General features: G+C 68.7%; 20 protein-coding genes and 2 pseudogenes. 14 read left to right on the forward strand and 8 right to left on the reverse strand.

Annotation, left to right across the window (positions count from 1 at the left end; all coding sequences use genetic code 11):
• Nucleotides 1-355: 355 nt before the first annotated feature.
• Together ABT300_RS30200 and ABT300_RS30205 are read right to left on the reverse strand one after the other, a co-directional pair.
• A complete protein-coding gene (locus tag ABT300_RS30200) occupies nucleotides 356-748 on the reverse strand; it encodes a hypothetical protein (RefSeq protein WP_351682213.1) in 393 nt (130 codons plus the stop codon).
• A 481-nt stretch (nucleotides 749-1,229) separates the two neighbouring features.
• On the reverse strand, nucleotides 1,230-1,616 hold the full coding sequence (locus ABT300_RS30205) for a winged helix-turn-helix transcriptional regulator (protein WP_351682257.1): 387 nt from the start codon (nucleotides 1,614-1,616) through the stop codon (nucleotides 1,230-1,232).
• Between the two features lie 277 nt (nucleotides 1,617-1,893).
• Between ABT300_RS30205 and ABT300_RS30210 the strand changes: the two genes are divergently transcribed.
• From ABT300_RS30210 to ABT300_RS30220, 3 genes are all read left to right on the forward strand, one after another.
• Nucleotides 1,894-2,799, forward strand: a complete 906-nt coding sequence (locus ABT300_RS30210) for an NADP-dependent oxidoreductase (RefSeq protein WP_351682215.1) — start codon at nucleotides 1,894-1,896, stop codon at nucleotides 2,797-2,799.
• Nucleotides 2,800-3,147: 348 nt separating this feature from the next.
• Nucleotides 3,148-3,696 carry a YciI family protein gene (locus tag ABT300_RS30215; RefSeq protein ID WP_351682217.1) on the forward strand — a complete coding sequence of 183 codons (549 nt, stop codon included), beginning with the start codon at nucleotides 3,148-3,150 and terminating at the stop codon, nucleotides 3,694-3,696.
• 58 nt (nucleotides 3,697-3,754) lie between these two features.
• Nucleotides 3,755-4,906, forward strand: coding sequence for a GDSL-type esterase/lipase family protein (locus ABT300_RS30220; RefSeq protein WP_351682219.1), 1,152 nt, complete (start codon nucleotides 3,755-3,757; stop codon nucleotides 4,904-4,906).
• A 356-nt stretch (nucleotides 4,907-5,262) separates the two neighbouring features.
• Here the strand turns inward: ABT300_RS30220 and ABT300_RS30225 are convergent, their stop codons facing one another.
• Nucleotides 5,263-5,799 (reverse strand): SMI1/KNR4 family protein, encoded by a 537-nt coding sequence (locus ABT300_RS30225; RefSeq protein ID WP_351682221.1) that lies wholly within the window; start codon nucleotides 5,797-5,799, stop codon nucleotides 5,263-5,265.
• 288 nt (nucleotides 5,800-6,087) lie between these two features.
• Between ABT300_RS30225 and ABT300_RS30230 the strand changes: the two are divergent.
• Nucleotides 6,088-6,385: pseudogene (locus tag ABT300_RS30230) on the forward strand (IS30 family transposase); the annotation flags it as partial.
• Nucleotides 6,386-6,460: 75 nt separating this feature from the next.
• Here ABT300_RS30230 and ABT300_RS30235 read toward each other — a convergent pair.
• Both ABT300_RS30235 and ABT300_RS30240 read right to left on the reverse strand, forming a co-directional pair.
• Complete coding sequence (locus ABT300_RS30235; protein WP_351682224.1) at nucleotides 6,461-6,832, reverse strand: hypothetical protein; 372 nt, start codon at nucleotides 6,830-6,832, stop codon at nucleotides 6,461-6,463.
• 249 nt (nucleotides 6,833-7,081) lie between these two features.
• Complete coding sequence (locus ABT300_RS30240) at nucleotides 7,082-7,537, reverse strand: hypothetical protein (RefSeq protein ID WP_351682227.1); 456 nt, start codon at nucleotides 7,535-7,537, stop codon at nucleotides 7,082-7,084.
• Between the two features lie 617 nt (nucleotides 7,538-8,154).
• Between ABT300_RS30240 and ABT300_RS30245 the strand changes: the two genes are divergently transcribed.
• Nucleotides 8,155-8,283: a hypothetical protein gene (locus ABT300_RS30245; protein ID WP_351682229.1), complete on the forward strand. Its 129-nt coding sequence runs from the start codon at nucleotides 8,155-8,157 to the stop codon at nucleotides 8,281-8,283.
• A 179-nt stretch (nucleotides 8,284-8,462) separates the two neighbouring features.
• Nucleotides 8,463-9,035, forward strand: a complete 573-nt coding sequence (locus ABT300_RS30250) for a dihydrofolate reductase family protein (protein WP_351682232.1) — start codon at nucleotides 8,463-8,465, stop codon at nucleotides 9,033-9,035.
• Between the two features lie 160 nt (nucleotides 9,036-9,195).
• On the opposite strand, the gene ABT300_RS30255 is transcribed toward ABT300_RS30250, so the two are convergent.
• Nucleotides 9,196-9,516, reverse strand: a complete 321-nt coding sequence (locus ABT300_RS30255; protein ID WP_351682234.1) for a hypothetical protein — start codon at nucleotides 9,514-9,516, stop codon at nucleotides 9,196-9,198.
• Nucleotides 9,517-9,869: 353 nt separating this feature from the next.
• Here ABT300_RS30255 and ABT300_RS30260 point away from each other — a divergent pair, with 353 nt between their 5' ends.
• Complete coding sequence (locus tag ABT300_RS30260; RefSeq protein WP_351682237.1) at nucleotides 9,870-10,583, forward strand: hypothetical protein; 714 nt, start codon at nucleotides 9,870-9,872, stop codon at nucleotides 10,581-10,583.
• A gap of 92 nt (nucleotides 10,584-10,675) precedes the next feature.
• Here the strand turns inward: ABT300_RS30260 and ABT300_RS30265 are convergent, their stop codons facing one another.
• Both ABT300_RS30265 and ABT300_RS30270 read right to left on the reverse strand, forming a co-directional pair.
• The gene (locus ABT300_RS30265; RefSeq protein WP_351682263.1) at nucleotides 10,676-11,341 is read right to left on the reverse strand and encodes a hypothetical protein; all 666 of its coding nucleotides are present in this window, start codon (nucleotides 11,339-11,341) and stop codon (nucleotides 10,676-10,678) included.
• Between the two features lie 157 nt (nucleotides 11,342-11,498).
• Nucleotides 11,499-11,606 (reverse strand): annotated as a pseudogene (locus ABT300_RS30270) (NAD(P)-binding domain-containing protein); the annotation flags it as partial.
• 638 nt (nucleotides 11,607-12,244) lie between these two features.
• On the opposite strand from ABT300_RS30270, the gene ABT300_RS30275 reads away from it, so the two are divergent.
• The 7 genes from ABT300_RS30275 to ABT300_RS30305 all read left to right on the forward strand — a co-directional run.
• On the forward strand, nucleotides 12,245-13,174 hold the full coding sequence (locus tag ABT300_RS30275) for an ABC transporter substrate-binding protein (RefSeq protein ID WP_351682240.1): 930 nt from the start codon (nucleotides 12,245-12,247) through the stop codon (nucleotides 13,172-13,174).
• Nucleotides 13,175-13,202: 28 nt separating this feature from the next.
• Nucleotides 13,203-14,177 (forward strand): amino acid ABC transporter permease, encoded by a 975-nt coding sequence (locus ABT300_RS30280; RefSeq protein WP_351682243.1) that lies wholly within the window; start codon nucleotides 13,203-13,205, stop codon nucleotides 14,175-14,177.
• Nucleotides 14,178-14,266: 89 nt separating this feature from the next.
• Nucleotides 14,267-15,019 (forward strand): amino acid ABC transporter ATP-binding protein, encoded by a 753-nt coding sequence (locus ABT300_RS30285; protein ID WP_351682260.1) that lies wholly within the window; start codon nucleotides 14,267-14,269, stop codon nucleotides 15,017-15,019.
• A 1-nt stretch (nucleotide 15,020) separates the two neighbouring features.
• Nucleotides 15,021-16,085 (forward strand): phosphotransferase, encoded by a 1,065-nt coding sequence (locus ABT300_RS30290; protein ID WP_351682246.1) that lies wholly within the window; start codon nucleotides 15,021-15,023, stop codon nucleotides 16,083-16,085.
• 7 nt (nucleotides 16,086-16,092) lie between these two features.
• Entirely contained in the window at nucleotides 16,093-17,430 is a 1,338-nt protein-coding gene (locus ABT300_RS30295) for an aspartate aminotransferase family protein (protein WP_351682249.1), read from the forward strand.
• A gap of 46 nt (nucleotides 17,431-17,476) precedes the next feature.
• Complete coding sequence (locus tag ABT300_RS30300) at nucleotides 17,477-18,286, forward strand: NAD-dependent epimerase/dehydratase family protein (protein WP_351682251.1); 810 nt, start codon at nucleotides 17,477-17,479, stop codon at nucleotides 18,284-18,286.
• Nucleotides 18,287-18,426: 140 nt separating this feature from the next.
• Nucleotides 18,427-18,962, forward strand: a 536-nt coding sequence (locus tag ABT300_RS30305) for a MarR family transcriptional regulator (RefSeq protein WP_351682254.1), incomplete at its 3' end; no start/stop codon positions are given.

Consider the following 18,962-nt stretch of genomic DNA (forward strand, 5'->3'; position numbering starts at 1 on the left):
CCCGGCCGCCCTCGAAGCCTGAGCCGATCGCAGCCCCGGCGAGCGCCACCCGACGGACTGTGAGACCGCGGCTCTCTGGCCAGACTGCCCGGGCTTGTCCGGACAGGACGACAGACCGCGGTGTTGCCGAAGCTCATCGACACATACCGAGGCCGCCCAACTGCAGCTAGAACTCGGCAGGTCCGCGCCGACGTACGCCGCAGACCGGACCACGCCCGTGGACGATTTCGCCATCGCCTGTCCCGACCTGACAGAGGCGGCGGGAGGGTACGGGGAGGTCCGGGGATCGTGGGTCCGGAACCGCGACAACCGGGATGCCCCTCCCCACCCTCGACTCGGTGCGGAGGACGGCTGGTCAGGCCGCACTCCGGTCGTGGTAGTGGCGGACGATCTCGTCGAACGCGGCCCGGCCGTCGTCGTCGAGGCGGTAGGTGTCGTGTCGGGGGAGGAGTGTGCGGGTGCAGCCCGGTCCGTGGACCTGGCCGTCGGAGGGCTTACAGAACGGGCGGCACGGCGTGAGCGGCCGGACCTGCTCGCCGGCCTCCAGCTGTGCCGCGCGCTGTGCCTCGGCCCGTGCGCGGTGGTGCGCGCCCCGGCACACGCCGGCGGCTGCGAGCAAACTGGGCGCGGCCCAGACGACGAGGATCCCGAGCAGCCACTCGTGGTCGGCGAAGAGCCAGGCCGCGGTCGCCAGTTCGGTGAGAGCCAAGGCGCGGCAGGCGCGAGCGAGGGCGAGGTGTCGGGTCATGGACGGCTCCGGTGGGTGGGCTGTTCCTGGTGCAATTGCGGATGCCCCGTTCGGCCCGCGTCAGCCCTGCCGGCCCGCAGGCGCCGACATGCTGGAGATCGGTGCGGCGCCCTTGTCCACGTCCTTGAAGATCTATCCGGGTCACGGCCCGCCGTAGCCGACTTCGTCTTTTCGGTGGCCATACGCCGCCGGCGGAGGGCGGGGCGCCGCCGCGTACAAGGACCTCAACTGCGGGGCCACTACGGCTTTTTCCACCCCCGCCGGTCCAGGGGCTGCGACCCCCGCGCGACCGGACGCCGTTGACCTCGACGACGGCCAGGGGGAGCGAGCGCCGCATCCGTTGTTCGGGGCGAGTCCTTGTGCTCCGGGAAGACCACCGCCGATCGGCTACGGCGGGCCGCGGACACCGCTGTCGGCGACTCCCCAAGGCAACACAGAGGTGCGGCTCGCCCGGTGCGGCACGCGCCAACGCAGGTTTGAGTCAACCGTTGGAGGAGATTCCGCCCTCACCGCCATCGCGGGCGTCGAGCAGTTCGTCCCAGTGTTCGGTCGCCCATCGGCAGACGGCGGCCAGCGGCTCCAGCGTGCTGCGGCCCAGCGGTGTCAGCGCGTACTCAACCCGCAGTTTCGGGTCGGCGTACACCGTGCGTGACACGAACCCGTTCTGCTCCAGGCCGCGGAGCGACTGAGTGAGCGACTTCGGGGTGACGCGACCCAGTGGCACACGGAGTTCGGAGTATCTGCGTGGGCCGTCGTCGAGGCAGCGGAGGACCATGGGTGCCCATTTGTCACCGAAGCGGAAAGGCAGCAGTGGGGACGGGCACAGCTCGTCGAACAAGTCGGGTGGCAGCGGTGGCCGTTGCGTCATCGAGGGTCTCCCGTCTCTGGTCTTGGTATCCATCTGGTGACCGACCTTCTGGATATCTTCCGGAGCGTCGACGCAACGGGAGGTATTCCGACGACGGGCGGATCGTGGCTTTCGGGACGGGTTGCCGCCCGTCTGCTCGGCAACCTCACCGATTCGCACCCGTCCCCCCTCTGGGCGGAAGGCAGTCGGCAGTCGGCTTGCTGACTTGCACCTCATCAGAGAAACGGGCGGCGAGTGAAGGCCCTGATTTCGACCTATAAAGACAAGGCAGGACAATATGCGTGCAGCCCGCTTCCACGAATACGGCGGGGCGGAGAGCCTGGTGATCGAGCAGGCCCCCGACCCACACCCCGGACTCGGTGAGATACGTGTCCGTGTCGCGGCGGCCAGCGTCAATCCGATCGACTGGAAGCTGCGCGCCGGTGCCCTGCACCAGCTGATTCCCCTGCAGCTACCCGCAATTCCCGGGCGCGACGCCGCTGGCGTGGTCGACGAGATCGGTGACGGCGTGCACGGGGTGAGCATCGGCGACCGCGTCTTCGGGCTGGGCGGCGTCACCGGCGCAACCGCAGAACTGGTCATCCTCACCGCCTGGGCCCACGCCCCCGACACATGGAACGACGAGCAGGCTGCGGGTGCCGGTCTCGCGTCTGTGACCGCGATGCGTGGCCTGAACGCGCTCGGATCCCTCGAGGGACGCACCCTTCTCGTGGAAGGAGCCGCCGGAGGCGTGGGCAGCGCGGCAGTCGAGATCGCTGTGATACGAGGTGCCACAGTGATCGGGACAGCCAGCGAACGCAACCACGAGTTCCTCACCTCTCTCGGCGCCGTTTCCACCACCTACGGCCCCGGCCTCGCGCAACGTCTCTCCGCTCTCGCTCCGCACGGCGTCGACATCGCGCTCGACACCGCGGCCTCCGGATCCCTGGACGACCTCGTCGCGATCACGGGCGACCCGAAGCGCGTCGCTACGGTCGCCGACCACGTAGGCGGGCAGCGCCTGGGCACACATGTGGTCAACGCGGAGAACGACTCCACCCTGCTGTCCGCAGCCGCGGAACTGGGCTGGCAAGGCCGCTACACGCCCCGTATCGAACACACTTATCCGCTGGAGCGGATCGCCGACGCCCACGCGCACGCCGAGCGCGGACGCACACGCGGAAAGATCGTGATCTGCGTCTGAAGCAGGGGCACAGCACGGATGCGCCAGTCCGCCAAGCGATGATCTTGGTGGGCTGGCGCTGACTGCTCAGCGGTGGAGGTGGGCCCGATGCCGGTCGACGCTCGCACGGCATCGGCCCCCGCCAGGCAGCCGCACTGCACTGCTACGGCATCCACACCATCGACCTGCCGTCATCCTCACCGAGACCGTCCATCGGGTGCTGGGCGGCCGGCCCGGCCGTATCGTCCCCGACCGGAGCGCGCGGAGTCATGGCTACGCCGTTTGACGGGATGCCCTCGTTGAGAGCGCGAGGGCATCGTTGCCGAAAGTCAGTTGAGTTGACGCCTTGGACGGGGAGAGTCTGTGGTCATGGAGTTCTTCTGCTATCACCGTGATCGACCCGGCTCTCTCGCGTTACGGGAGGAGTTGGTGGAGGAGCACTGGTCCTACATGGACCGGTATGTGAAGGAGTTGATCGCTCGCGGTCCGACTTTCGCCGACGATGGTGAAACACCGACGGGCTGTGCGCACATTGTCGACCTGCCTGATCCAGCCGCCGCTCGCGCGTTCGCCTTCGATGAGCCCTGCTATCAGGCGGGCGCGTTCCGGGACGTGCTGGTGCGCCGGTGGCGCAATGTGCTGGGGCGCACCATGTGGGATTTCCCCGGGGGCCGGACCGGTGGCAACCGGTATCTGGTGCTCGGCCTCGGCCAGGGTCCGGCGGCCGATCTCGACCTGCCGCCCGAGCGGGAGGAGTTGGTGGCGTACGGGCCGTTGCTGTCCGACGACGGCGACACCTGGCTGGGTACGGCGGTCCTGCTCAGGGCTGCGGATGCCGACGCGGCACGAGCCGTGCTGACAGCGGACCGGTATGCGGACATCGAGGTCCACGACTGGGAGTTCGGCGGGCGCCGATGAGCCGCCAAGGCACCAGGTCGACGTCGGGTGCGGAACACCTCGGCCTGGGACAGGAGCGGTGACGGCGGCGCTGCGGGCGGTTCCGCTGGTGGGCGGGCCGGTGGAGTTACGGGGTGCGCTGGACCTGGTGACCACACAGGCAGGGGTGATGCCGCGCCGGTTGCCTGCGTGGACCAAGGAGCAGTACCAGGACCCGTCGGTCTACGGGGTGACTGTGATGCCTTCGGGGGTCCGGCTGGTGTTCCGCACTGATGCGCGCCTACTGGAGCTGGAGGTGCTCACCTCCACCGGCCAGCTTGACTCCGACCCTCACCCTCGCCCGACCGGGATGCTGGAGCTGCTGGTGGACGGTGCCTTGGCCGGGCGCCAACGGGCGCCGGTGGGCAATGTGCTGCGGATCGCGGGCCCCGGCGCCGTCCAGCGGCTCATCCCGGGCGAGCCAGCGGCCGTACGGTTCGCCGGGCTGCAGGCCGGCATGAAGAGCGTCGAGTTGTGGCTGCCACAGCAGACCCCGACGGAGCTGGTGGCGCTGCGCGCTGACGGTGACGTGCTGGCGCCGCTGCCCGACGGGCGGCGCCGCTGGGTGCACCACGGCAGTTCCATCAGCCACTGCATCGAGGCCGACGGCCCGACCGGGACCTGGCCGGTGGTGGCAGCCGCGCTCGGAGGGACGGAGGTGATCAACCTCAGCCTGGCGGGCAACGCGCTGCTGGATCCCTATGTCGCCCGGACGATCCGGGATACGCCCGCCGACCTGATCAGCCTCAAGGTGGGCATCAACATCGTGAGCCTGTGCGCCTTCCGGCTGCGGACGTTCGGACCGGCGGTACACGGGTTCCTGGACACGATCCGGGATGGGCACCCGGACACCCCGCTGCTGTTGGTCTCTCCGGTGAGCTGTCCGGCCCTGGAGGAGGCCCCCGGCCCGACCGTGACCGGCCCGGACGGGAGGCTCGCTGCTGTGGGCGACCCGGCCGATGTGGCCGGCGGGGCCTTGTCGCTGGCGGTGGTCCGTGCCGAACTGGCCCGGGTCGCTGCGGCACGACAGGCGTCCGATCCCCACCTCCACTATCTCGACGGACGCGAGCTGCTCGGTCCGGACGAGGCAGATGATCTGGCCGACGGCCTACACCCCACCGCCCCCGCATACCGTCGAATGGGCAAGCGCTTCGCAGCCCACGCCTTCGCGGCCGACGGTCCCTTCCGCTGAGTGAGCGCGGCTCGACCTTGTTTGGCGTCCACTGGAACAGTGCAGGTCAGAGGGTTAGGGGAGGCCCGGCGGACACTGGCGACGCTGTCTCCCCTCAACTCCCTAGGAGGAATAGGGACGGCTTTTCCGGCGGGGGCAGGAGCGCGGGTGGGCGCGGCCGTCCTGCCCCTGCAAAAGGCCCCCAGGAGCAGTAGCGGCCCGACGGGGGCCGCCTGGTCAGCCGTATGCCCTTGGAAGGCCCGACGACGGCATTCCAGGGCGGGGCGGTGGGAATCCCCCGCCCCGCCTTGGAATGCCGTCTCCGGACGCGTATGGCGTGAGGTGTCAGACACCGCTCAAGATCGCAACGACATCAGCTACTGATAGCGGCAGAGCTCGTCGAGGTCCGCGGCGAAACTCGCGAACTCAGCCTTGGCCTCCGTGATGATCTCCTGAGCCGGCCGGCGCGGGGTGGTCGCGTGCCGCTCGGCGAGCGCGGTCAGGACTGCGTCGGGACGCACGTCGTAAGTCTCGTACAGGGCGGCTTCTTTTGGTCCGATGCCATCGGCCAGCACCCACAGGAAGCCGGACAGGTCCCCGGCGACCACACCGCACTCGCCCTCCGAGTCCATGAACACGACGGGCTGCTCGGTGAGGGGCCGCCCCGGCCGCGCGCACCAGATGGCGGCCTGGCCGCCGGTTCCGTCCATCCCGAAGAGCCGGTAGGCGTCGCCGTCGAGCTCATGGTTTCCGGTCCAGTCACGCAGCCAGTCGGTGGTCTCCTCGGCGGACTCGAAGGCCTCGTACGGCTCGAAGTCCACGCCCTCCCCATCGTCGCCGTAGTCGAACTCGACCCCGGCCACATCGGCCAGGGCAGGCGGAAAACGGCGATCATCATCTGTCGTCTCGATCACCTGTGCAGATTAACCGCGACCACTGACACCACCCGGTCGGCCCCGGGCTAGGAATCCGACGGAGGGCTGGACCGACGCCCCCCGACATCCGAAGCTGACGGGCGTGCAAGGCACTCACACGACCGGGTGGAGGAGTTGGACTCTGCGTACGTCGGCACGGAGGACTGCGACACCAGGGCCTCCTTTCGCTCGTGTGACCTCGATACCTATGAACTGTGCAGGACGCCCTACTTCTGTACCAGGACCACGGGAGCCACCAGGCCGGGACCCCTCGTTCGGCCGTCAGGCCTTCCGCTGCATTTGAAGCGTTCCCTGACCTGGGACCAAGGTGCAGAGTTGGCGCATCACTTCGTCTTCTCCAAGGCGTCCGGCGTGCCGGAGCACTTCTTCGAGCCGCACAGCCCTTGGCAACGAGACTCGAACGAGAACACGAAACGGTCTGCTGCGGCATTACTGCCTGAAAGGGACAGGCTTGAACAGGCACACCAGGGAAGACCTGGACGCTGCCGCGGCTGAGCTGAACGCCATGCCCCGGAAGACGCTCGGCTGGGACGCGCCCCAGCCGAGCACTTCTCCAGGCTGCTGAAGAACCACCCCAACACACCCTGTGTGACGACGATTTGTTGAATCCGCCGGGGGATGGGGGGCAGCTCAGGAGCCGTCAGCCGTTGGCGCAGATCGCGTACACCGAGATCCCGACGCTGCTGTACGCGTTCTGCCGGCCGAGACCGATCCAGCCTCGCCCGTCCGGCGTCGGGAACGAGCCGACGAGGATCGCGTCAGCGCCCTGCGCCTCCGCGCCGCCGCCGATGGCGACCTTCCCCGCCGGGCAGAACACCGTCCGCCGCTGGAAGTTCGGCACGTTCGCGTTCGGCAGCGCGACGACCTGGTAGCCGTCGACCACCGCAGCCGCCGCCGGGGCCGCCTTCGGCTTGGCCGGCGCCTGGCTGTCCGACGCCTGCGCCGCCCACCCGACGCCCGACACCAGAGCCACCGCCAGCACGCTTGCCCCGAGAGCCTTGAAGCCTCGCATCCTGCTCCTTCACATCCGGTGAGACCCCGAGGACCGGGACCCCATCGCGACACCCACTCTGCCCGCCCCACACCCCCCAGACCGGCTACTACGGCGCCAAACGCCCGGATGTGAGGAACCGGCAGCACGCGGACACCTCGACCGCCCACATATGCCTCCCGCGCCCCTCGGCAGGCCTCTGTGGCCGGGCATCGGGGAGACGCCGCGCCCGGCAGGGCCCGGACGCGGCTCTCCCCGTCGCTCACACCGTCACGACCGGCGAACTCGGGCAGATCGAAACCGCGTCGCATGCCGCTGAGACGGCGCGTCCCAGACTGTCGCGCCGACGGCTCCCAGGCCGGTCCACCCACCGTGGCGGACCGCCGAGCGCGGCGACCGTTCGAGAGGCTCGGTGACGACCTGGTCGTGGTCGACGCCGGCGACCGGCCGCACATGTTCCCAGGCCCGCACCCACACCCGGTACTCCACCGTTTCCACGCCGCCGTCTTCTCGACACCTGTGGGACGGCATGCCCACCAGGTAGACCCATGCCGTCTCCGTCTGGCGCCGCTTCCACAGCCGCGCGACGGCTTCCTGCTGCTCGGTTTCGAGCAGGGGGTCGGCCGACAGCACGCCCCGTCCGGTAACCGGCACCGGCCAGAACCGGACGGGCAGATGTGACTCACCGAGATTTCGGTGGATCGGCCGGTCGGCCAGCCACGGCATCGTTGCAGCCTGCCTTCCACTGCCGGGACGGTTCCCATCCGCCTGGTGTTTCGTACTCCGCGCACACGGTCGACTCATCTTGGCCAGCTTCGTATCCCTCCTCGTACTGCTGCTGGTATCTGCCCTTGCACCCGGCTACGAGCAGCAGCTGAACAATCAGAAGGGCAACCACATATCCCTTCACATGCTTGGTGGAACCCGGCCGGCCGTACCGCGCGACGACCCCAACGGGTTCATCCTTGACATGAAGTGTCGGGAGGGCTCCGTCGTCCATGCGGCGCACCCTTCCAGAACGCCCCCGTCACCGGGGCGAGTTCGCTGAATGGGGGAGGTGATCGTCACCAGGAGCAGGAAGCGTCCACGCCGCATCAGCTCTGCCGGAAGGGGCGAAACCAGCGGTCCCACGAGGCTGCCCGGTCAGCCTCCAGAGGACCTGAGTCTCGTCGGTCTCGGGCACCTGCTGGCGTCCAGGCGGTGAGGGTCGGCGTCGCCCGCAGTTCGCAGATCGAGGATGTGGTTGCAGACAGCTCGCAAGCTGAGGCCTTCCGTTCATCTGCGCGCACCAGTGGGGCGGGGTGCGGCTGGCGGGGAGGGGGAGACCCTGACACGAAGCGGCGATGTCGACACGGTACGCGTACCCGCCGCTGTGCACTTGCGGCCCGGAGCCGGTCGACGGTGGCCTGCAGGGCGTCCTGGTGGTCGAGGACTGGCTGGGGGAAAGCGAGGCTACGGCTCTTCTGCTGTGAGCGTTGTGCATCTGGAAAACGGCTGGTCAGCGGGGCTGGTGTCGTTGGATGGCCGTCCCCTCGGCTGGTCGCGGCCGGGTGCCTGTGGTGAAGATTGTCTGTCAGGCCGATGAGTAATGCCGCCACGCCAGGTCTACACGCAGCGAAACCAGTTCTGGAGAAGACCACAGGAGGTCGAAGTGTCCAGATCAGTGCTCGACATGTCGGTGTCGCTCGACGGGTACATCGCCGACACCCACGATTTCCTCGGCGGCGACGATGGCGAGCGACTGCATAAGTGGGCCGACGCTGACGGGGAGTCCGGCCAGCCGTCCGGGCCGGCCATGCAATTCCAGGACGAATGGAATGCGGCCGGTGCGGTGCTCGCGGGGCGGCGGACTGCCGAGCTCATGGATCACTGGGGTGGTGATCATGGGGGTCTCCCGATCTTCGTGCCCAGCCACCGGCCGCCCGGGCCTGCCGCTCGCTGGGGTTATCCATTGGTGACGTACGTGACCGATGGGATCGAGAGCGCGATGGCACAGGCCAAGGCTGCAGCCGGAGGGAAAGACGTGCAAGTGCGTGGCGCGTACACGGCGCAGCGGGCGCTCGAGGCCGGGGTGCTGGATGAGGTGCAGATCCATCAGATCCCGGTGCTTCTCGGGCGTGGCCATCGGCTCTTCGATGTGTTGCCGTCAGAGATCGAGTTGGAGATCGTCCGGGTGATCGACACGCCGCAGGCCACCCACATCCGCTACCGCGTCCGTCGCTGAGCGCACGGGCAGGCGATCTTGAGCGTGCCAGAGCCGAGAAGTGATGCCACTGTGGTGCTGTGGCACCCTGCCGGATTCGAGTGGGACAGGTGATGGACGTGGGAGGCGTACGTGCGCACTTGACGCTCTGGGGCACAGGGTGGATCCAGCCGGTGGCTCCTTAACCCTGGCCGATGTCGAGCACGGCGACGACGCCGTCAAGGATCCCGAGGAACTCGTCCATCGCGATCTCCGCCACGAAGACCTCGCCCGCGTCCTCAGGATGGTCGAGCAGGTGTTCCTGACGCCAGAACTCGAGCGTGATCACCAAAAGGTCCTCTTCGCGGAAGAGGTGCGTCGTCACGTTGTCGGTGGTGGAGCTCCAAAGCAGGGTCCGGAACTGCCTGCGCAGCCCGTAGTCGGCCTCGCTCTCATCGTCATCGCCCGCACGGCGCATGAGGCGCCGGTGTGTGGCTTCGGCGGACATGCCGGCGAACGGCATGGGGGAGTGTGCGCCTGAGCGCAGCCAGGCGGCCGTGTCCAGCACATCGCGGCGGAACTGCGGGACGTAAGCCGTGTTGTCGTCGCAGGTCAGACACTTGTCAGCGGCCCGGAGGTCCACTCGGCACAGTTGGCCTCGCCGGCCGACCTCGGCGGCGAACCCACCTCGAACTGGCGCGGACGGTGACCCGGGACTCAACACGAATCATCGGACGGGGCCAGGAGGGAGACCGCCGGGGGCCGGATGCACAATGAGAAGACAGCCGTGATGGGATCTGTCCGCTGACCTGGGGATCAGTCCTCGGTTCTGCAGTCTCGGCGCGAACTGCCGGGGTTCCAAGGAGGAAGAGCCAGATGTCCGATCATCTGATCGAGGATCTGATCGCAGACTCGATTCGCGTCCTGGACGGCCATGCTGAAGCGGGCGACCCGCGCGTCCGGGGCTGGTACTCGGCGCTGTACCGCTTCCAGAGCGGGTTCGACTGCTCGTTCACGCACTTCCGCGTGATGGACATCCTGCTGCGTCGCGGGTACACGTACCGCTTCCCGGTCTTTCTGCACCCTGACTACGCCGAGCGGTCCGAATACTTCGACGCGCTGACGGAGTTCACCGGGCTGCGCACATTCGACGAGAACGCCCCGGACTTCCAGGGCTACGGATCCTGGCTCGAAGACGGATACGTGGAACCGCCGTTCCTCTACTGCGACGTCGACACCGAACTCTGGCGGCGCTTGGCAACCGCGGGCAGACTCCAAGGCCCCGACACCGCCCCGCCACGCCGCCCCCCGGTGATCGAAGTCGTCCGTGAAATCGCCGTCGCCGCTGAGAAGGAGAAGGACCGCGAACTCATCGGCACCTGGTACGGACTCGGCTGCGAGGCCCTTCTCGGCGGTCCCGCAGGATGCCCCTTCGACGTCTCCGAACTCGCCGACATGCCCGCCGTGCAAGACCTGCGCGCCATCGTTCGCCGTACCGACGCCCTGCCTATCGCCCAACGGTCGCCCTACGCGGTTCCCGTGCAGTTCGTCGATGGGCACGACCTGGAAACCTGGTGGTGGGGGCTTTAGGTCGCGCAGGGCCACGGCAACTCATGCCGCATCGGGCGACGTTCCAGTGGCAGGTTCCTGCGTGGGACCGGCGGTGAGCTGACCGGCAGAGGTCAGAAGAGCCGGACCAGGTTGTCGACGGCATGGGTCCACTCGCGTTGGGTGAACAGGTTGGGTGCCGGTGTCCCGCTGAGGTATGCGACGTTGACGACCCACTTCTCGTACCACCACCGGTGAGAGTGGCAACTGCAACCGATCGGGGTGAAGCGGCCGTTGAACCGCCAGCGTCCGCGTTGCCCGGGTTCGAGCGTGAACAGTCGGCGGGGCCCGAATGCCGGCGACCGCGTGGCCGGGGGCGAGACCACCACGTGCAGTCGGGCTTCGGTTTCCGTCAGGAACACCCCGCGGGTGACCGGGGCGACAGCGTCACAGACCGCGATGGCCTCACGGGTTCTCCCGGTCGCACCGGCGACGCCCCGGTGAAGCTCCTCGCTGATGTCGGTCTTCGAGCGGACCGGGCCCTCGCCGGGCTCCTCGGCTCGAGATGTGTCGAGGTCGGCCAGTCGGTCCAGGGTGCGGAGGGTATGAGAGGCCGTGAAACCGTCGCGCTCGTGGGCGTCGACCTCGTGGACGAGCACACCGGCCGGACAGGGCGCGTGCACCGGGAACACCTCGGGCACCGCGTTTCGGCGGGCCGCCGCGCCGCCGCCCCTGGACTGCTTGGTCCAGTAGGTGACGACTCGCTGCACGACAATCATCCGGTCGGTGTCGATTCTCATCGTTGTCCAGAGTTCCAAGTCCTGTGAGCGGCTCGTGCATCCATGGGCGGTCCAGGACGAGCGGAGTGTATCGACGGCGTGGGTCGTGCAGTGATCGGTGTGCGATCGCGATCGAGGTCCGCGGGCTGATGGTGCGCATGTCGATGAGCAGGGTGCCGGGGCGGGCGTGTTCCAGTACGCCTTCGGCGCCCAGCACGACCGCGGTGACCTCCGGATCCGCGGGAAGCATGGCGATGACGATGTCAGCGTCGGCGACCGCCTCCATGCCTCGGTCAGCCCCTCGGCCGCCGACGGCGACGTGCCGGTCGACCGCGGACGGCTGCGGTCAAGCCGACACCGTGTAACCGCCCCGGACGGGGTTGGCGGCCGTCAGGCGTGGCCGCCCATGATGCCGAGGCCGACGTAGGCGATCGTTCGGAGCCCGACAGTTGGCATGTCCATGCGTGCTGTGGTTCCTTCCGTTCCAGGGACGTACCGTTGCAGATGGAAACCGCGGGTGACGCCGCAGGCCAACACGGCGGGCCGCCGTCACAGGTCGGCGGAGTCGAGACGCGGATGTCAGAGGAAGGCTGGACCTCCAGCGGATCGTCACCGGCCGAAGCGGGCTGCCGCAAGAGGATCCGTGCCGTGAGGTGTGGACATCGGCCGCAGGGCGGCATGCGTCGGCCGATTTCTCGCCATCTTCCTGAACTGGGCTTTCATCGTACTGACGGACAGTGCGACCGCGGGGGTGGCGACCGTGGCGCCCCACCGCCCGCAGCGGGCGCAGCCTCCGGTGCGGAAACGCTCCGTTAACTGAAATTAACCGGCTCAGCTCTGGACAGCCCTCTCGCGCCGGGCTACCTTCGCTTCAAATTTCAGCCTGAAAAAAATAAATCAGGCCCCGACCGAGCGGAGCGTCCGATGTCCTCGCGTCTCGCCAGATCCACTGCCATCGCCACCGCCACCATGCTCTCGTTCGGTCTCCTGGCCGCCTGCGGGGGCAGCGACGACAGCGGTTCGTCCACGTCGAGCGGCGGCCCGGCCGCCTCGGCATCGACGACGGTTCTGAAGGCCGACTCGGCCATCGAGTCACTCGTGCCGGAAGCGATCAAGAAGAAGGGCACGCTGGTGTTCGCCACGGACGCCACCGCGCCGCCGAACGAGTCGGTCGACACCGACGGCAAGACGATCGTGGGCAACGAGATCGACATCGCCAAGAACCTGGCGTCCTTGATGGGGTTGAAGGCCGAGTTCGTCAACGTCAGCTTCGACTCGATCATCCCGGGCCTGCAGGCCCACCGCTACGACCTGTCGATCTCCGGGTTCCGGGACACCAAGGAGCGCGAGAAGGTCGTCGACTTCGTCACCTACGCCAAGGCCGGTCCGCAGTTCTTCGTGAAGTCCAGCAGTTCCTTCAAGCCCACCGGCCTGGACGATCTGTGCGGGCACAGCTTCGCGGTGCAGTCGGGCACCATTCAGGAGGACATCGCCCAGCAGCAGAACGAGAAGTGCACCGCCGCCGGCAAGAAGGCCGTCGACGTGAAGGTCTTCAAGACCCAGGACCAGCAGGTGCAGGCCGTCGCCAACGGCCAGGTCGACGTCGGCGCGCAGAACGGGCCCAACAACGTCTACACCACCCAGCAGACCAACGGGGCCATCGTGGCCTCCGGCAAGCCGTTCGCGGAAGGCCCCTGGGGCATGCCTCTTCCGAAGGACACCGGCCTGGTCAAGGCCCTGCACGCCGCGACGCAGAAGCTGATCGACGACCCGGCCTACCTGCAGATCCTCAAGAAGTGGAATGTCAGCGACCAGGCCATCACCAAGTCCGTCATCAACGGCGCCATCAGCTGATGGCCCCAGGAGTAGTGATCCTTCCCCGATGTCTACCGATGTGAGCAGCGGCGCCGAGGCGAAGGCGCCCCCACCACTCCACCTGGGTGAGGCCCCCACCGTGGGGCTGAAACACCCCGGCCGTTGGATCGCGGTCCTGGTCGTGTTCGTCCTGGCAGCGATGGCGGTGCACTCGGCCGTCACCAACCCCGGCTTCCGTTGGGACCTGGTCGGCGACTATTTCTGGGCCGCCCCCATCGTGGACGGCCTGCGGGTCACCCTGACCCTGACCGTGATCTGCATGGCCATCGGCCTGGTCCTGGGCACCGCGCTGGCGCTGATGCGGCTGTCCCCGAACCCGGTCCTGCGCAGCGCCGCCTTCGGGTACGTATGGCTGCTGCGCGGCGTTCCGCTGCTGGTGCAGCTGATCGTCTGGTACAACCTGTCCGCGCTCTACCCCCGGCTGTCCCTGGGCATCCCGTTCGGACCGGAGTTCGTCAGCTTCGAGTCCAACCACGTCATCACCGCGTACACGGCGGCGATCCTGGGCCTGGGGCTGAACCAGGCCGCGTACATGGCGGAGATCATCCGGGCCGGCCTGCAGTCGGTCGACGAGGGACAGCTGGAGGCCGCCTCCGCCCTCGGCATGGGCCGCCTGCGGACCATGATGACGGTCGTCCTGCCCCAGGCCATGCGGGTCATCCTGCCGCCCACCGGCAACGAGACGATCACCATGCTCAAGCAGACGTCCCTGGTGAGCGTCGTGGCCGTGGCCGACCTGCTGTACTCCACGCAGTTGATCTACGCAAAGAACTTCCAGACGATCCCGCTGCTGATCATGGCGTGCCTCTGGTATCTGATCATCATCAGCCTGCTCGGCGTCGGCCAGTACTACCTGGAGCGTCACTTCAAGCGTGGCTCCAGCCGACAGCAGCACAAGAGCCTGTGGCAACACCTGCGCCGTACGGCTGCCCTGCGCCGCGACACCTCCGCCCCCGGCAAGGAAGGCAGCACCCCGCGATGAAGCCCACGACATCGACGCAGCCGACCACGGAGCCATCGGCGAGATCCGCCCCGCACACCGCAGACCGGGCCGGCGCCGGTCACGTGCCCATGGTCAGGTTCAGCAAGGTCCGCAAGCACTTCGGCGACAACGAGGTGCTCAAGTCGATCACCTTCGATGTCGCCCCGCGCGAGGTGCTGTGCATCATCGGTCCCTCCGGCAGCGGCAAATCCACGCTGCTGCGCTGCATCAACCAGCTGGAGCGGATCGACGGCGGGCGGATCGACGTGGACGGCGCGATGGTCGGTTACACCGAGCACTCGGGCCGTCTGCATGAAATGCATCCGCGGCAGATCTCCCGTCAGCGCGCGGACATCGGCATGGTCTTCCAGAACTTCAACCTGTTCCCCCATATGACCGCCCTGCAGAACGTGTGCGTCAGCCCGGTGAAGGTGCGCAGGGAGAAGAAGGCCGAAGTCCGGGAGCGAGCTGAGCAGTTGCTCAGCAGGGTCGGACTGGGCGACCGGCTGAACCACTACCCGCGGCAGCTGTCGGGCGGTCAGCAGCAGCGGGTGGCCATCGCGCGGGCCCTGGCCATGAGACCGCAGCTGATGCTGTTCGACGAGCCCACCAGTGCGCTCGACCCCGAGTTGGTCGGCGAGGTCCTCGACGTGATGAAGGACCTGGCCGCGGAGGGCATGACGATGGTCGTGGTCACCCACGAGATCGGCTTCGCACGGGAGGTCGCCGACACGGTCGCGTTCATGGACGGCGGGGTCGTCGTCGAGTCCGGCCCGCCCGCGCAGGTCATCGGCGACCCGCAGCACCAGCGCACCCGCGACTTCCTGTCCAAGGTGCTGTGACATGGCCGCCCAGCCGAGCAGTCACCCACCGGGCAGCCAGCCGCTGACCACGGCCTCGGCCCGCCTCACAGCGGCTGAGGCCGAGCGGATCGCCGCCGAGCACTACGGCATCCGCGCCGCCGCCCGACGGCTGGACGGGGAGCGCGACGACAACTTCCGCCTCCGAGCCCGGGACGGCGTCACCCATCTGCTGAAGGTGACCCACCCCGCCGAGGACGCCGAGGTCACCGACTTCCACACCCGGGTCCTTGAGCACCTCGCCGACCGTGACCCCGGCCTGCCCGTCCAGCGGCTGGTGCCCACCCTGTCCGGCAGCCCCCGGCTGACCGTCACCACGCAGGACGGGGCACACCGGGCGGCCCGCATGACCACCTACCTCCAGGGCCGGCTGCTGCACACGGTCACACCCACCCCGCGGCCGCTGCTGCATGACGTCGGCCGGACCCTGGCCCGGCTGAACCGCGCCCTGCGCACCTTCACGCATCCGGCTGCCTTCCAGCCCCACCTGTGGGATCTCCAACACGCCCACCAGTTGAGGAAGCTGACGGACGACGTCCCGGCCGGCCCGCGCAGTGACCTCCTCCTGGCCTGCCTCGACCGCTTCGACGCCGTCGTCCGGCCCGCCCTTCCGGCCCTGCGGGCCCAGGTCGTGCACAACGACTTCAGCGGCGACAACGTGCTCGTCGACGAGTCTGGCCTGCACGTCAGCGGAATCCTCGACTTCGGCGACATGACCCACGCCCCCCTCGCGGCCGACGTGGCCGTCGCCGCCGCCTACCAGCTCGCCGACGGCGACGATCCGATGGGCCCCGCCCTGGACGTCGTCACCGGCTACCACGCGGCGGACCCGCTCACCCGGCAGGAACTGGGGCTGTTGTACGACCTCGTGCTCACCCGCATGGTCGTCCGGATCGCCGTCACCGAATGGCGCGCGGCCCGCTTCCCCGACAACCGCGACTACATCCTGCGCAACACCCCCCGCTCGTGGGCCCAGCTGGAACAGCTGCTGGCCACGACCGACACCACTGTCACAGCACGCCTGCTGCACGCGTGCGGTATGGAGTAGACCCCCCATGTCCAACACGGCACACATGGTCAACGGCTTCGACGTCTCCACGGTCGGAGCCCTCGATCCCCAGCTCCAGGAGATCGTCAGGCGGCGCGGCCGTCTGCTCGGCCCGGCGTACAAGCTCTTCTACGCCAACCCGGTGCAGTTCGTGCGTTCCGAAGGCGTCCACCTCTACGACGCGCAGGGCAACGCCTACCTCGACGCCTACAACAACGTCCCCTCGGTCGGCCACGCCCACCCGCACGTCACCGCGGCCATAACCCGGCAGGCCCGGACCCTGAACACCCACACCCGCTACGCGGCCGAGCCGATCCTCGACTATGCCGAACGGCTCCTGGCCACGCATGCCGAGGGCCTGGGCAACGTGATGTTCACCTGCACCGGCAGCGAGGCGGTCGACCTGGCGCTGCGCATCACACGCTTCCAGACCGGCGGCACCGGGATCATCGTCACGTCGAACGCGTATCACGGGCTGACCTCGACGGTCGCGGAGATCTCACCGACCATGGGACCGGATGTGCCGCTCGGTCCGTATGTGCGCACCGTGCCCGCGCCGGACCCGTACCGTACCGACGGCCGCGATGTGGGCGAGGCGTTCGCCGAAGGTGTCGCCGCCGCCATTTCCGACCTCGAACGGCACGGCATCCGGTTCGCCGGCTTCATCGCCGACACCCTGTTCTCCACCGACGGCATCCTTCCCGATCCGGCGGGCTTCCTGAAGCCGGTCGTCGACGTCGTCCACCGAGCGGGCGGGCTGTACATCGCCGACGAGGTCCAGCCCGGCTTTGCGCGCACCGGCGACGCCATGTGGGGCTACCAGCGGCACGGGATCCTCCCCGACCTGGTCGTCATGGGCAAGCCCATGGGCAACGGCATGCCGATCGCCGGCGTGGTCGCCCGCCCGGAGATCCTGGCCGACTTCGGCACCAAGATCCGCTACTTCAACACCTTCGGCGGCAACTCCGTCAGCATCGCGGCCGCGGCAGCCGTCCTGGACGTCATCGAGGACGAGAAGCTGCTGGACAACTCCCGCACGGTCGGCCGGTACCTGCGCGAAGGCGTCGCTGACCTCGCCAAGGACCATCCCCGCATAGGCGCCGTTCGCGGCGCCGGTCTGTACGTCGCCGCCGATTTCCTGGACCCCGGCACCGGCGCCCCGGACGGCGAGCTGGCCCTGGCGGTCGTCAACGGCCTGCGTGAACGCCGCGTCCTGATCAGCGCCACCGGCGTGCACGGCAGCATCCTCAAGATCCGCCCGCCGCTGCCGTTCACCCGGGCGCACGTGGACACGTTCATCGAGGCACTCACCGACGTGCTGGCGAGCATCGAGATCTCGCAGTGAGCACCCCCGCTTCCGCCGACCGGCCGACGACAGGAGCCATGGCCCCATGACCTACCGCATCCTCATCACCGGAGCCGCCGGAGAGATCGGCACCATGTTGCGCACCGGGCTCGCCCGCCCGGACCGCGTACTGCGTCTGCTGGACACGGCAGTGCTGCCCGCACCGGCCGCCTCGGAACGGGTGGAGATCGTGCAGGCGTCGGTCACCGACCTGCAGGCACTGCAGGAAGCCGCCACCGGAGCGGACGCCGTGGTGCATCTCGCCGCGCTGCTGGGAAACCGAAGGTGGGAGGAGTACCTGGACGTCAACATCCACGGCGCCTACACCGTGCTGGAGGCCGCGCGCCGGGCCGGCGTCACCCGCGTGGTGCTGGCCGGCAGCCACCACGCGGCCGGCTTCCACCCCCGCTCCGAGGAGACCGCCCCCGACTACCTCTTCCCCCGCCCGGACAGCTTCTACGGCGTGGCCAAGGTCGCCGCCGAGGCACTGGGCAGCGTGTTCCACGACCGGCACGGCATGGACGTGATCTGCCTGCGGATCGCCTCCTACCGCCCGGAGCCGGACGACCGCCGCTGCCTGGCCCAGTGGCTGTCGCCGGGCGACTGCGTGCGCCTGATCGACGCCGCCATGACGGCGCCCGCGCCGGGCTTCCGCATCGTGTGGGGTGTGTCGGCCAACACCCGGGGCTGGCTTTCCCTGAAGGAGGGCGAAGCCATCGGCTATCACCCCCGGGACGACGCCGAGGCGTACGCCGAGAAGGTCCTCGCACGGGCTGCCCCCGAGAACCGCTACGAAAGCGGCTATCTCGGCGGCGTGTTCTGCGCACCCGGCTTCGACCAGGAGTCCCGGGTCTGAACCTACTGCCGACCGAGTATATAATTTCAGCCTGAAATATAGTCTGCTCGCATCGGCTCACGAATCCGTCGCCAGGACGGCAGCGATAATGATGCGGCGCCGCACGGACGGCGCGGGCCGGCAGGGAGGGGACGAGGGCAATGGAATCGAGCAGCGCGCGCCGTTTCAACCGGGCAGCGGTGCTCGACGCGGTCTTCGCCACAGTCGCCGAAGCCGGTGTCACCCGTGCCGGCATCAGCGACCGTACCGGGCTCAGTCCCGCGACCGTCTCACGGGTCGTCGAGGACCTCATCGCCGAGGGCCTGCTGGACGAAGGACAGCAGATCCCGCGGACCGGCAGGGGCCGCAGGTCGACCTTCCTCACCCTCGGACGGGGGGTCGGCTGTGTGGTGGGCATCGACCTCGGCGCGACCACCTGCCGTCTGCGCTGCGACGACCTGATGGGCGAAGAACTCGGCACGCTGCGCCGCCCGACCCCGCGGGGCCTTGAGGTGCCCGCCCTGGTGGACTGGCTCGCCGAGTCCGTCACCAGGGTCATGGCGGAGTCGGGGACGTCCAGGCCGCTGACCGGGATCGTCGTCGGCGTCCCGGCCACGGTGCGCGAAGCGGCGGTCGTGGTCCGTCCGGCGCGGCAGCTCGCCCAGACCGAAGGGGCCGAGCTGGGACACCAGCTCGG

The organism is Streptomyces sp. NPDC001027, from assembly GCF_040299045.1.
Lineage (GTDB): Bacteria > Actinomycetota > Actinomycetes > Streptomycetales > Streptomycetaceae > Streptomyces.